General features: G+C 67.8%; 12 protein-coding genes and 1 riboswitch. Of the genes, 7 read left to right on the forward strand and 5 right to left on the reverse strand.

Annotation, left to right across the window (positions count from 1 at the left end):
* Nucleotides 1-400 precede the first annotated feature (400 nt).
* Nucleotides 401-1654, forward strand: coding sequence for a Glu/Leu/Phe/Val dehydrogenase (locus tag MJ777_RS19615; protein WP_239309779.1), 1254 nt, complete (start codon nt 401-403; stop codon nt 1652-1654).
* Here the strand turns inward: MJ777_RS19615 and MJ777_RS19620 are convergent.
* A complete protein-coding gene (locus tag MJ777_RS19620; protein ID WP_239309781.1) occupies nt 1599-2024 on the reverse strand; it encodes an RNHCP domain-containing protein in 426 nt (141 codons plus the stop codon). The genes MJ777_RS19615 and MJ777_RS19620 overlap by 56 nt on opposite strands.
* 424 nt (nt 2025-2448) lie before the next feature.
* Between MJ777_RS19620 and MJ777_RS22900 the strand changes: the two genes are divergently transcribed.
* From MJ777_RS22900 to otsB, 3 genes are all read left to right on the forward strand, one after another.
* Complete coding sequence (locus MJ777_RS22900) at nt 2449-2703, forward strand: DUF3263 domain-containing protein (protein WP_239309822.1); 255 nt, start codon at nt 2449-2451, stop codon at nt 2701-2703.
* 9 nt (nt 2704-2712) lie between these two features.
* Nucleotides 2713-3360 carry a LytR C-terminal domain-containing protein gene (locus tag MJ777_RS19630; RefSeq protein WP_239309783.1) on the forward strand — a complete coding sequence of 216 codons (648 nt, stop codon included), beginning with the start codon at nt 2713-2715 and terminating at the stop codon, nt 3358-3360.
* A 142-nt stretch (nt 3361-3502) separates the two neighbouring features.
* Nucleotides 3503-4354: a trehalose-phosphatase gene (gene otsB, locus MJ777_RS19635; protein ID WP_239309785.1), complete on the forward strand. Its 852-nt coding sequence runs from the start codon at nt 3503-3505 to the stop codon at nt 4352-4354.
* Between the two features lie 28 nt (nt 4355-4382).
* On the opposite strand, the gene MJ777_RS19640 is transcribed toward otsB, so the two are convergent.
* Nucleotides 4383-5996 (reverse strand): trehalose-6-phosphate synthase, encoded by a 1614-nt coding sequence (locus MJ777_RS19640; protein ID WP_239377383.1) that lies wholly within the window; start codon nt 5994-5996, stop codon nt 4383-4385.
* A gap of 299 nt (nt 5997-6295) precedes the next feature.
* Between MJ777_RS19640 and mptB the strand changes: the two genes are divergently transcribed.
* Nucleotides 6296-8113 (forward strand): polyprenol phosphomannose-dependent alpha 1,6 mannosyltransferase MptB, encoded by a 1818-nt coding sequence (mptB, locus tag MJ777_RS19645; RefSeq protein ID WP_239377384.1) that lies wholly within the window; start codon nt 6296-6298, stop codon nt 8111-8113.
* A gap of 76 nt (nt 8114-8189) precedes the next feature.
* The gene (locus MJ777_RS19650; RefSeq protein WP_239377385.1) at nt 8190-9497 is read left to right on the forward strand and encodes a glycosyltransferase 87 family protein; all 1308 of its coding nucleotides are present in this window, start codon (nt 8190-8192) and stop codon (nt 9495-9497) included.
* Here MJ777_RS19650 and MJ777_RS19655 read toward each other — a convergent pair.
* Nucleotides 9401-10216: an HAD hydrolase family protein gene (locus MJ777_RS19655; protein WP_239309824.1), complete on the reverse strand. Its 816-nt coding sequence runs from the start codon at nt 10214-10216 to the stop codon at nt 9401-9403. The two genes, MJ777_RS19650 and MJ777_RS19655, sit on opposite strands and share 97 nt — an antisense overlap.
* Nucleotides 10217-10273: 57 nt before the next feature.
* The gene (locus MJ777_RS19660) at nt 10274-11260 is read right to left on the reverse strand and encodes a glucosyl-3-phosphoglycerate synthase (protein ID WP_239377386.1); all 987 of its coding nucleotides are present in this window, start codon (nt 11258-11260) and stop codon (nt 10274-10276) included.
* Nucleotides 11261-11290: 30 nt separating this feature from the next.
* Nucleotides 11291-11408: riboswitch (SAM riboswitch) on the forward strand.
* Nucleotides 11409-11417: 9 nt separating this feature from the next.
* On the opposite strand from MJ777_RS19660, the gene thrC reads away from it, so the two are divergent.
* Nucleotides 11418-12695, forward strand: coding sequence for a threonine synthase (gene thrC / locus MJ777_RS19665; RefSeq protein ID WP_239309798.1), 1278 nt, complete (start codon nt 11418-11420; stop codon nt 12693-12695).
* Between the two features lie 79 nt (nt 12696-12774).
* Here thrC and MJ777_RS19670 read toward each other — a convergent pair whose 3' ends face one another.
* Nucleotides 12775-12978: a hypothetical protein gene (locus MJ777_RS19670; RefSeq protein ID WP_239377387.1), complete on the reverse strand. Its 204-nt coding sequence runs from the start codon at nt 12976-12978 to the stop codon at nt 12775-12777.
* Nucleotides 12979-13221: the final 243 nt, after the last annotated feature.

Consider the following 13221-nt stretch of genomic DNA (forward strand, 5'->3'; position numbering starts at 1 on the left):
ACCCCAACACCACCCGAGAGCTTTCGATCAGCAACACATTGCAACCATGTTGGTATAACCGACCACTTTCCAGCCACTTTATCGGCACCGGTAGGATTTCCGTCGTACATCGGAGGGGCCTTGGTCAACCTTGCTGCGACACATCGTCCAGCAGCCGAGTACTCTGCGTAACCTAACGCGATGTACACCCGGAGGGACCGCGGCCCACGACCGCCGCACGGATCGCCCTGGCGATCAGACTGACAACCGCCACAGGTCACGAAGGCCGGGATCTACAATCCAGGGCCTGACGCCTGGCCACCGGTGAACGCGCAACGGTGGCCTCGCGGCCCGGGAGGCTTGCCGGTCCGGCGCTCGGCGCGGTCAGCGGGGACCGCGCACGACACAAGGAGGTGTCTGAATGCTCGGGTCTCCGTCTGCATGGGACACGGCACAGATCCAGTTGGAGAACGCCGCCCGCCACCTCGGCCTCGATGACGGCCTGCACGATCTGCTCCGGACTCCGCGTCGCTCGATCACAGTCAGCGTCCCCCTGATGCGCGACGATGGCCAGTTGCTTGTCCTTACCGGCTACCGGGTCCAGCACAACCTGGCCCGCGGACCGGCCAAGGGGGGGATCCGCTTCCATCCGTCCACCGACCTTGACGAGGTCAAGGCCCTGGCCATGTGGATGACGTGGAAATGCGCGTTGATGGGCATCCCCTACGGCGGTGCCAAAGGCGGCATCGCCGTCGACCCGAAACTGCTGTCCCTGGCCGAGCGGGAGCGCATGACCCGCCGCTACGCGGCCGAGCTCGTCCCGCTCATCGGGCCGGAGAAGGACATCCCCGCGCCGGACGTGGGCACCGACGAGCAGACCATGGCATGGATCATGGATACCTACTCGACGCACACCGGCTACACCGCGCCCGGAGTCGTCACTGGTAAGCCGTTGTCGATCGGCGGATCAGCCGGGCGGGCCGGCGCGACGAGCCGTGGCGTCCAGCTGGCGGCTTTCGCCGCGCTGGCCGAACACGGCCTCGACCCGTACGACGTTACTGTCGCGGTCCAGGGGTTCGGTAAGGTCGGCGCGCTTGCGGCGCAGTACCTCCACGACGCCGGCTGCCGGGTCGTCGCGGTGTCCGATGTCAAGGGGGGCGTGTACAATCCGCAGGGGCTCAATCCGGCCGCGCTCGTCCGCCGCGTCCAGCGCGGCGCGGACACGGTCGTGGGATACCCCGGAACCGACACGATCACCAATGCCGAGCTGCTCGAGCTGGACGTCGATCTGTTAGTGCCCGCGGCGCTGGAAGGAGTCATCACCGCCGCGAACGCCGACCGGGTCAAGGCACGGATAATCGTAGAAGGCGCGAACGGCCCGATATCCGCGAACGCTGATCCGATCCTCGACGGCAACGCGGTCGTGGTCGTCCCGGACATCCTCGCCAACGGCGGTGGCGTCGCCGTCTCCTACTTCGAGTGGGTTCAGGACATTCAGGCCTACTTCTGGACCGAGGACGAGGTCAGCGACCGGCTGCGCGACATCATGAACCGCGCGTATGGGGAGGTTTCGCGGCTAGCGACGGAACGTGACGTGAGTCTGCGCACCGCCGCGCACATCATCGGGGTCGCCCGGGTCGCCGACGCGCACCGGACCCGCGGTCTCTACCCCTGACAGCGCTGCCCCGCACACCTCCGTCAACCTCCTCACGGGCACCGGGCGGGATGGGGATGCCAGCCCCGTCCCAGCCCGCCGCTGATACTTCGATGATCATATCGATGTCGTCCGCCGGGGATGTCCTGTTCCGTCGTTGGTGACCGCACGTCTCACAGCGGTGAGTCAGGACGATGTCATGCGGACCGGTCTCCACCGCGACCGGGCGCATCGCGCCGCGGCACTCCGCCGCCCGGTCACCGGGGTTGACATCCACATGCCGAGACCACAGGCAGCACGGGCAGTGGTTGGTGTAACCGTTCCCGCGGACCGGTGTCCCGCAGACGAGGCACTCGAAGTCCTCGGTGGTACGGACGAAGCGACGGGGCACTCCCCGAGAGTAGGAAGCGTCGCCGGCATGCTCAACAGCGAGCCATCAGTGATCTGATCCCGCGTGTCGGCCGGTTGATCCCGCGTGTCGGCCGGCTCGGCCGAAGTTGTCGGACCCATCCTCTGAAATAGTGGGCGGCGAACCACAACCCTGTGATTCGCGGATCCCGTCCCGTCTGGAGGAGGCCATCGCCGTGGAAGCCGCCCACGTCCTGGCAATGGAGGCCGGAACCTTCGGCCCGCCGCCGCATCCCGTCGAACTGCGGACCAGCGAGCCGCAGGGCGCTGAGCCGCAGGGCGCTGAGCCGCAGGGCGCTGAGCCGCAGGCCAGCGGCCCGCGAGCCACCGAGGCCGGGGGTTGCGGCGACTCACCGGCGTTCAGTCGCACCGCACAGTCGAACACTGAACGCGATGCGGTATCCGCTTTGAGCGATCGACAGCGGCGGGTCCTGGAATTCGAGCGGCACTGGTGGCGCTACGCGGGCGCCAAGGAGACCGCGATCCGCGCCGAGTTCGCAATCTCGGCAACCCGCTACTACCAGATACTGAACGCTCTGATCGACTCCCCCGCCGCCCTCGTCACCGACCCCATGTTGGTCAAGCGGCTACGCAGGTTGCGAGCGACACGCCGACGGGCGCGCGCCGGCGGTACCGCCCGCCTCGACCCCGCTGAGATGTGAGCATTCGTCATGACCGATACCACTGTCGCGTCGCCCAGCCCGCCACGGCCGCCCCGACTGCGTCGCGGTGATCGGCTGCACACCATCGCGGCCGGCAGCATCGCCGTGCTGGCCGTACTCGGCTGCATTCTCGTCGTCAACTTGGTGAATGACCCGACCGCGGAGAAATCTCGCGTGGCGGCGGCAGCGGCCACCTCCACACATCCGCCGGTGATGAGCGGGCCGTCTGCCACCGCTGCCGCCGGGACCGCGATGACCAGGGCGGTAGCCTCGCCGCCAGCCGCGGCGGGCACCCAACCATCGCCAAAAGTCATATCCCAGCCACCCGCTGCCGCGACCGCCCCGGCCAGCACGCCGCAACACGTTTTCGCCCCGATCGTGATTCTGAACAACTCCAGGGAGAAGGGGCTGGCGGAGGCCGCCCGAGCACGGCTGGAGGCCGCCGGCTTCACAGTGACGCGGACCGGCAACTACCAGTCGACATACAACGTCGAGATCCCGACCGTGTTCTACGACGAAGGGCAGCTGGACGCGGCCCAGACCGTGCTGGACCTCATCCCGGACGTGAAGCAGGCGAAACCGAAGAACAAGAACTTCATCGCGGATGATCCACTCATCCTTGTCATAACCAAGGATTTTTCGCCAACCGCACCCTAGACCCGCCAACGGTCGCGTGATCATCACCCTGCTGTACGCGACGTCGGCGGCCCTGCGCGAACAAGCTGGCTGAAGGCCGCGCGACCATGGGTTTTCACGCGCGACCGGAGGCCCTGAGAGAACAAGTGACGGACCTGACCTCATGACTTCCACATCCGGTTCCGGCCCGATCGCCACAGCGCCGCGGACGCTGGCCGGCGGCGCGGGGCTCGCGGCCCTCCTCACCGACCCACGCCACGCGCTGATCTCGCTGGACTACGACGGCACTCTCGCGCCGATCGTCGCCCGCCCGTCGGACGCTGTTCCGGCACCGGGTGCTCTGGCCGCGCTGGCACGGATAGCCCAGCAGGTCGGATCGGTCGCCATCATCACCGGACGGCCGGTCAGCGCGCTGCTCGAACTCGCCCGGTTCAGCGAAGAACCGGGGCTCGACTCGATGGTCATCCTCGGCCAGTACGGGCTGGAACGCTGGGACGCCGCTACCAATCAGATCACAAGCCCCGACCCACTACCCGGGGTCACGGCCGTCAGGGCCGCCCTGCCGCGGCTGCTTGAGGACGCCCCGGCCGGCACTGTCGTAGAGGACAAGGGGCACGCGCTCGTCGTGCACGTACGCCGCACCTCTGACCCGGACGCCTCGCTGGCGGCTCTCACACCCGCGCTGACCAGCCTTGCCAAAGACCACGGGCTGGAGGCTGCGCCCGGCAAACGGGTTCTGGAGCTGCGTCCGCCCGGCCACGACAAAGGCCGCACGCTACGCGACCGGGTGACGGAGCTGGGTGCCCGCTCGGTGTTGTTCGCCGGTGACGACCTCGGCGATCTGCCAGCCTTCGACGTGGTCGACGAGCTGCGGGCCACCGGTATTCCGGGGCTGACCGTGTGCAGCGACGGCCCGGAGGTGCCAGCCCGGTTGCGGGAACAGGCAGATCTCGTCGTTCCGGGCCCGGAGGGAGTGGTCGCGCTGCTGCGCCTCCTTGCCGACCGCCTCTCCTGAGAGCCTGTTCGCGGAGCTTTCCCGCCTGTCAGGCGAGTAGGGCGTCGAGCTGGTCGCGAAACCACCTGCGCGGGGGAAGCCGGCCGGCGACGGCGGCGAGCCGCTCGCATCGGTGGCGGCGCTCGTCAGCGGTCATCAGCAGCGCGGTGTGGATGGCTGCGGCGGTCTCACCCACGTCGAAGGGATTCACCACCAGCGCGTCGGCTGCCATCTCCGCGCAGGCTCCCGCCTCGCGGGAGAGAACCAGCGCGGCTCCGGACCTCGACAGCACCGCGCCTTCCTTCGCGACCAGGTTCATACCATCCCGGATTGGATTCACCACCAGGACATCAGCGAGTGACAAGGCAGCCAGTGACCGCGGGTAGTCGTCGTTGACCTCGAGCCGGACCGGCGACCACGAAGCGGTCGCGAACTCGTCCTCGATCTCCTCCACGATCCGCTGTACGGCAGCCGTGTACTCGCGGTACTCAGGAAGATCGTGACGTGACGGGTAGGCACAGACGATGTGCGTCACCTGGCCATGCCAGCATGGATGTTCACGCAGCAGTTCCCGGTACGCTTCCAGCCCGCGGACGATGTTCTTCGACAGCTCGGTCCGATCCACCCGCACGATCACCCGACGGCCCGCGGTCAGTTCCCGCATCTCGGCGGCGCGGGCCGCGACATCATGCCCGCGGGCGCGCCGTACCAGAGCGGCGCTGTCGACTCCGAGCGGGTGGACACCGATCCGGACGGCCCGACCGCGGTAGCGCAGCCGCGGCTGGCCGGTGCCATCGGTCATTCCACCGGTCTGGCCCGCACTGTCGCCCTGGCCCGCGCTGTCACCACGGCCCGCGCTGTCACCACGGCCCGCGCTGTCACCACGGCCCGCGCTGTCACCACGGTCGATCTCGGCAGCCCGGTCAACGGCGATGTCAACGCCGAGCGTTGCCTGGGCACAGCGGCAGAACGCCTCGGCCCACGCGGCGGTCAGAAAACCAAGATGATCAGCGCCGAGCAGGCCTTCGACGACCGCGCTGGCGACCCTGTCCGGCAACATCCGGAAGTACTCGGGTGGCGGCCACGGGGTGTGGCTGAAATGGGCAATCCGTAGATCCGGCCGCAGCCGACGCAGCTGCGCGGGCGCGAGGGTCAGATGGTAGTCCTGGATCAGTACGGCCGCGCCAGGCGCCGCCTCACGCGCCAGCGCCTCGGCGAACATCGTGTTGTAGCTCTCGTACGCCAGCCAGTCCTGCTGGAACACCGACCCGAAGGACGGCTGGGAGGCCGGGGCGTACAGAAGATGCAGGATGAACCAGAGCGTACGGTTGGCGACCGCGTTGTACGCCCGCTCGAACACGACCCGGTCCACATCGAGCATGCACACCGCGGTGCCGCCGGTGTCGTGGCCAGCGAGATCGAGCCGGCCGTCCGGGGCCAGCCGGGTGGCCCGCCGGTCGGCTTCGCTCAGCGCCGCGCACACCCACACCAGCCCGCTGCCACCGGCGGTATCCCCAGCGGTATCCCCGCCGCCGGACGCGGCATCCTCGCCCACGACCGCGTGCAGACCGCTGACCAGCCCACCACCGCCACGACGCGCGATCAAGGACCCGTCATCGTCCGCGCTGAACGCCACCGGCCCACGGTTGGACGCGACGAGCACACGGGCCGTCCCGACAGCCGCGGAACACGCCGGTTCGTCAACCCCTGTAGCACGGCACACATACGGAGACTAGGGCATGCCTCGAAGATCTTCAGCAGCCCGGCCCGCCCCGATCACGCCGCAGCGAATAACGTAATAGTTCATCATATGATATGATATGTGACCCACTGTCAACATCGGTTGACAAGAGCGTCATATGACAACAGCACCGCATGACAGCATCGCCGGCCGGCAACTCGGGGTTGACCTACTTTTGACGGAATTAATATAAAAATGTCAAATAGCTACGATTGTCTCGTATGCCCTGCCATGCACTCGAACGGATGACAGCGGCGAGGCCCGGCGCTCCCCTCGCGGGCATCATGCCGCGGGGCGGTGACGTCCCGACCACCTGCCCCGGCAAAGGCTCCAGCCACCCGAAGCTGGCCGAGCCCACCTGGTCTGCTCCCAGCGCCCTCAGCAAGTTCCTCCTGTCCAGCCTCTTCCTGCCCGGCCTGCTCGGGCTTGCCGGCACATGCCTGGTGGTCGGCACGGCGGGGCGGCTCGCGCTGCGCGCTGGAGTCGAACTGCCCACCGAATGGTTCGGGCTACTTGTCCCGGTACGGCTTGACCGTGCCTCAGCACTGCCCGCCTTTATGATCGTTGGGGTTACGCTCGTCGTCGTCGCCTGGCTGCAGCTGCGCCTGCTGGCCAGCAGGGGGTCGGTCTCGCTCAGCCAGGCCGGGATCATCATCGCCGTCTGGTGTCTGCCCGTCGCCGTGGGCCCGCCAGTCCTGAGCCTGGACGTCTACAGCTACGTAGCGCACGGAGCCATGCTCACCGCCGATCTCAACCCATACCGGGACGGCCCGGCCATCCTGGGCCACCAGCCCAGCCTGCTTGCGAGCGACCCGGTCTGGCGGATGTCCCGGGCTCCCTATGGCCCCCTGGCGCTCGCCCTGCTGAAGGCCGCCTATGCGCTGTCCGGCGGGAGCGTCCTGGGAACGGTCCTCATCCTGCGGCTCGTCGCGCTCGCGGGCACCATTGTGATCGTGGGATGCGTAACCTGGGCCGCCGACCCGCGGCAGCGGCCGCTGGCCCTCGCGACCGCCGGGAACCCGGTCGTGATCCTGCAGCTCCTCGGCGCCATCCATCTTGAAGCAATCATGATGGCGCTGCTTGCGGCGGGCCTGCTGGCTGCCCGAGCGGGACGCCCGATACCGGCCATGGTCCTGCTCACCGCGGCCACCGCGGTGAAGTGGCCGGCGGTGTTCGCGATCGTGGCCGTGGCCGTGTGGCACGCCGGGGCCCCGGCAGCGGGCTCCCCTCCGCTTAGAGCGCCCGAGGATAGGGCGTTCGATCAGCGAGCGGCTTATCCGCGCCCGGTCCGGCAAGGCGGAGGAGGAAGGCGCCCTGGTGCTGGGCGCCGACTGACGACAACGCGGCCGGGCGGGATGCGGGGAGCCGCGAGCCGGACAGTCCTATCCTCGGGCGCTCTTAGTGCGCGTTCACGGCTGTGGGCGCGGCTGCGGCCGCTGGCGCGGGACGCCGGTGTTGTCAGCGCATCCGGGCTGCTCTTCGTGGTATTGATTCCAGACGGACTAGGCTGGTTACGTTCAGCGGCTACGCCTGCCGCTGGACTCACCCTGTACGCACCGACTGTCGGCCTCGCCGACGCTCTCACAAAACTGAACAACGTCACCAGCATGAAGATCAATTTTTCCCAGGCGCTGAACCTGACCCGAACCGCCGGCATCGTGCTCACCGCCGGGGTGATGCTGCGGCTGCTGGCGACCATCCGCGGGCGGGACCTCACCGCCACTGTCGGCTGGGGCCTGCTGACGCTGGCGATTCTCGGTCCCGTCCTCTACCCGTGGTACCTGGCCTGGGGGCTCATACCACTCGCGATGGCCGCTGACCGGGCCCGCACCAGCGCGCTCGGCGCGGTGTCGGCGGTCGGCGCGTTTCTCGCCCTTCCGCACTGCGAACTTCTGTTTGCCGACCTGCCCGGCGCCACGCCGTGGCTGCAGCGCCAGGCACCGTTCATCGCCATCAGCACTCTCGGCCTTGTTCTGATCTCTGTGGTCATCCTCACCCGACGGCGGGAGGGGTGGTCCACGACGGCTCTCAAGCGCTGACCCCCACGGCTGCTCGCGGCCGCGGGGGTCAGTCAGGATCCGGTCAGGACGGACGAACACGGGAAAGGGGGACAGCATGCGCGCGCGCCCGAACATGGCCACGATCCTGCTCGGAGCCAGCCTGCTCGGTCTGCTCGCGCTGCTCGCCCTCGGAACCCGGATCGATCTGGCAGTGTACCGGCTGGGCGGCGACGCGTTCCTGCACGGGCTGCCCTTGTACGACCAGATCATGCCGGGCACCGGCCTGCCCTTCACCTATCCGCCGTTCGCCGCGTTGCTCTTCGGTCCGCTCGCGGTCCTGCCGAAACCGGCGGCCCAGCTCATCTGGGCAGTCACCCTGCTGGCGTGCCTGGCTGCGCTGACCCGCCAGGTGCTCGCCGTGGCCCGGACCGGCCTGCTCACGTCCCGCCCGCTGCCGTTGGCGGTATTGGCCGCGGGCGTACTGGCCACCGAGCCGATCCGCAGCAACCTCGCCTATGGCCAGATCAACATTCCACTCATGCTGTTGATCATTATCGACCTGCGCCGCAGATCCGGGCCACTGCCCGCGGGCATACTGATCGGTATCGCCGGGGCGGTGAAGCTCACCCCACTGATCTTCATTCCCTACCTCCTCTGCACGGGAAGACGCCGGGACGCGGGCTGGGCCGCGCTCTCCTTCAGCGCCTGCTCCGCGCTCGCGGCCCTGGCCACACCCACTGACTCGGCGCGTTTCTGGACCCGGCTGGCACTCGACCCGTCCCACGTCGGTGGGGTCGCGTACGCGGGCAACCAGTCGCTGGCCGGGGTCGCGACCCGGCTCGCCGGTCATGCCATACACGATGAGACCTGGTTTCGGCTCGTGACACTGAGCACCGCGGTCGCCGGCATCGGACTGGCGGTGGCGGCCACCCGCCGCCATGAGCCCCTGCTCGGCTGGACGGTGTGCGGCATCACCGGACTGCTCGTCTCGCCGATCTCCTGGACCCACCACTGGCTGTGGGCACTGCCCGCCCTGGCCTGGCTGGCCGGCCCGGCCCGGCCGCGCGGGGGACGGTTCGCCGCACTCGGCGGCTTCGCCCTGCTCGTCCTCGCCCCGATGTGGTGGCTGCCGTACGAACATAACCGCGAGTACTCCTGGCATGGCTGGCAGCTGCTGATCGGGAACTCCTACACGATCGCGGCTGTCCTCTTCCTCCTCACGGTTCTCGGCCACCTCCTGCTCAGCCGTCCGGCCGCTGCCAGCACGGCCGCCGACGGCACGATTCCCGACCAGCCGGCCGGGCCGCTCATGCGGCCGGCGGCGGATCAGATAGTGGCAGGCCGCGCGGTCGGCAGCGCCGAGCGGACCGCGCTGGCCCAGCCAGAGCCAAACCCGCCATCCTCCACAACGACATTGTCGTAACCGGGCAGCAACGCGACGAGATCGCTGTGACGCAGCGCGTTCGCGACGAGGTGCATGCGCCCGACCTGGCCGGCCATGACCAGATCGCTGGCGGAATCGCCGATCGCGATCGCCTGCTCCGGCCGGAGCCCGCGACGGGCCAGGTCGAAGGCCACCGCGGCCCCCTTGCTGACGCCCTCGGGAACAAGATGGTAAATATGGGGAACATCATCCAGAGTGGGCATGACGGCCCGCGAGATGATGCCGTTGTCGCGGATGGTCAACCAGTCAAAGCCCTCCGCCACAAGCCATGCGTTCACCTCGGCCACCTCGATGTTGCCCCGCAGCATGACGTCAACCTCGCGGCCGGGGTCCCAGGGACGATACGCCTCCAGACGCCCCGGATACCGTTCGATCAGCGCGGTGAGGAGCGGATCCGGAATCCGGTCAAGATCGTCAGGCATGGCTCCGCGCAGGATCCGGCTGCCCCGCCCGTGGTCCCAGCCGACGATCGCGCCGAGTTCGGCTATGAAACCGTCCGCGCCGAAAATCGCGCTGGCCTCGACAAGCTGCGGTCGGGTCCGGCCACTGACCAGCACCAGCGCGATGCCCGCCCGGTGCAGGCCGATAAGGGCGTGCGCCGGATCAAGGGTGGTGGAGTGATCCTCGTTCTGGAAGAAGCACCCGGACGGCCCGACCATGGTCCCATCAAGATCGGTATACACGACCCGGATGCCCATCAGCGATATCCTCCCGCTCACGCCGCCGGTAACCTGCTCCCGGCGTCAGCGACCTTCTCACGCCGTCGGCGACGGGTGATCTTCTACGGCACGTCGCCGACGAGACGTCCGGCGAGCGGCATACTCCGCAACTGTGATCATCGGGGCACGCTCATGCACCGCGACGCTGTGGGTATGCGGCTCAAGCCCACCGTCGCAGCGGCGGAACTGGGTCAGCGTCTGTCCCGGGACCGGGCTGTGGACACCGAGCCGACTCCACGCCGTCTGGATGATCTCGGCTGCCATGCGTCCGAGAGCCTCGTCGGACTGATGACGGTGGATCTTTCGCCCGACCTCGACCTGTGCGATGGCATCCGCGCCCGCGACGGAGAAGACGTCCACCAGGTGGGCGAACTCGACTCCGTAGCCGGAGACGAACGGCAACCGCTCCAGGAGGGCACGGCGACCGGCGAACTCTCCCGCAAGCGGTTGGATCAGCCCGGCAAGGTGCGGCCAGTACATGTTGAGCAGGGGCCGCGCGACCAGCTCGGTGACCCGGCCACCGCCGCCGGGCAGCAGGCCGCCCAGCAGTGGCCGATCATAGGAGGCCTTGACGTAGGAGACCTCGGCGTCGGTCAGCAGCGGCCCTAACAGCCCCGTCACCACCTGGGCGTCGAAGTCCTCCAGGTCAGCGTCGATGAAGACCACGATGTCCCCGGAGGCCGCGTACAGGGACTTCCAGAGGGCTTCGCCCTTGCCCGCGATCCGCCCGTAACCGGCGAGGATCTCCTCCTCCGCAATCACCGCCGCACCCGCGGCGGCCGCCTCGGTCGCGGTCTCGTCGACCGACCCCGGATCGATGACAATGATCTCGTCCACCAGAGGCACCGCAACAACAAGATCACGATTGATCGCGGAGACGATCCGCCCCACGGTGGCGGCCTCGTTCAACGCGGGCAGCACCACACTGATCGTTTCCGCCTTCCGCGCCAGCAGACCGACGGGCGAGAAGTCACGCCCGTCATACGTCCGACGCTCGAACCAACGGTGCACATCACGCCGCACTCGGTCTACAGTACGGGGACAACTTCATCCGGCTCATCCAGAGGGGCAGAGGGACCGGCCCAGTGAAGCCCCGGCAACCACCCGCATCCGTGCGCGGCAGGTGCTAATTCCGTCCTGAGACGCAATGGGCTCTCGGGGAAGATGAGGAGTTTCACATATGACCATCGCGCCCGAGCGCCCCGCAACGATCGATCCGGAATCCGCCGCCAATCCGGCGATCTCCCTGGCCTGCCGTCACTGCGGCGCCAGATCCCCGCTCGCCCCGACGCACGTCTGTGTCGAGTGTTTCGCCCCGCTGGAAATCGCCTACGACGAGTCCCTGCTGCGCCGCGTCACCCGGGCTTCCATCGAGGCCGGTCCCGCCAACCTGTGGCGTTACGTCGGCCTCCTTCCCGCCGGCCACGATCCCGCGCACCGGGTCTCCCTCGGGGCTGGCTGGACACCGCTGCGCCCGGCCCCGAGGCTTGCCGAGGAGCTCGGCATCCGAACGTTGTGGATCAAAGATGACAGCGCGAACCCCACCCACTCGTTCAAGGACAGGGTCGTCTCGGTGGCGCTGTCAGCCGCCCGTGAGCACGGGTTCACCACCGTCGCCTGTGCCTCCACCGGCAACCTCGCCCAGTCCGTGGCAGCACATGCCGCTTCCGCTGGACTACGTTCAGTAGTACTTATCCCGCATGACCTCGAGGACGGCAAGACCGTGTCAACCGCCGTCTACGGCGGCACCCTGGTTGCGATCGACGGCAACTACGACGACGTCAACCGTTTGTGCAGCGAACTTTCCGGCGAGTACGAGTGGGCGTTCGTCAATGTCAATGTGCGGCCCTTCTACGCGGAGGGCTCCAAGACGCTGGGCTACGAGGTCGCCGAGCAGCTCGGCTGGCGGCTGCCGGAGCAGGTCGTGGTGCCCATCGCCTCCGGGTCGCTGTTGACCAAGATTGACAAGGCCTTCGGTGAGTTCGGCCGCCTCGGCCTGGTGGAACCGACGCCGTACCGGGTCTTCGGCGCCCAGGCTGCGGGCTGCAATCCGGTTGCCGCGGCCTTTGCCCGCGGAGCTGACACAGTGGCCCCGGTGAAACCGTCGACGATCGCCAAGTCGCTGTCGATCGGCAACCCCGCGGACGGCCCGTACGCGCTTGACGTGGCCCGGCGGACGGGCGGTGCGATCACCGACGCCACCGACCCCGAGATCGTCGACGGCATCCGGCTGCTCGCCCGCACCGAGGGCGTCTTCGGTGAGACCGCCGGCGGCGTCACCGTCGCCTGCCTGCGGCGGCTGTTGCGCGAGGGGCTACTCGACCCTGATGCCGAGACCGTCATCTTCAACACCGGGGACGGCCTGAAGACCCTCGATCCGCTCATGTCGCAGGGCCGGCCGACCGCGACCATCCGCCCGTCACTGATCGCGTTCGAAGCAGCCGGCCTTGGTGACTGAAAGGCCGTCGGCGGCGCGAAAAACATGATCGCACCGCCTTCGGTCCCGGTGACTGCGAAGCTGTCCGAACCTGGAAGGATCAGCTGAGCGACCCGAGCAGCATGACGACATCGGCCGGAACCGGGCCGATGTCGTCGGGTTCGCTCTCCCTGCCGACGACGGGTACCGAGTAGATCGACGACGCGCTGTTCCGCTTCGAGTGGTATGCAAGAGGGCGTTTGATCTCGATCTGTAGGCCTATCGGCAGTTTTGTCCTCCAGTCCGTCGAGCCGGTTTTGCGCATGTTCGAGAAGAATCATGGGCTTCATACTCGGTGCGACGGGATGCGAATTGCCGTTTCTACCCTATAAAATCCTTTTGATCTAGAAACAGGATGTTATGCGCGCCACGCCGACGACGGATCACAGTCCACATCGCAATAATCGCCGCCGTGGACCCCGTATACCAGGCGAATCAACCTAAATCCAGCGAGGAATATGAATCGATAAAGCGGATATATCGAGATCAAACACCCTCTAAGGGAGCA

It is taken from the genome of Protofrankia sp. Cj5 (assembly GCF_917627405.1).
GTDB lineage: Bacteria > Actinomycetota > Actinomycetes > Frankiales > Frankiaceae > Protofrankia.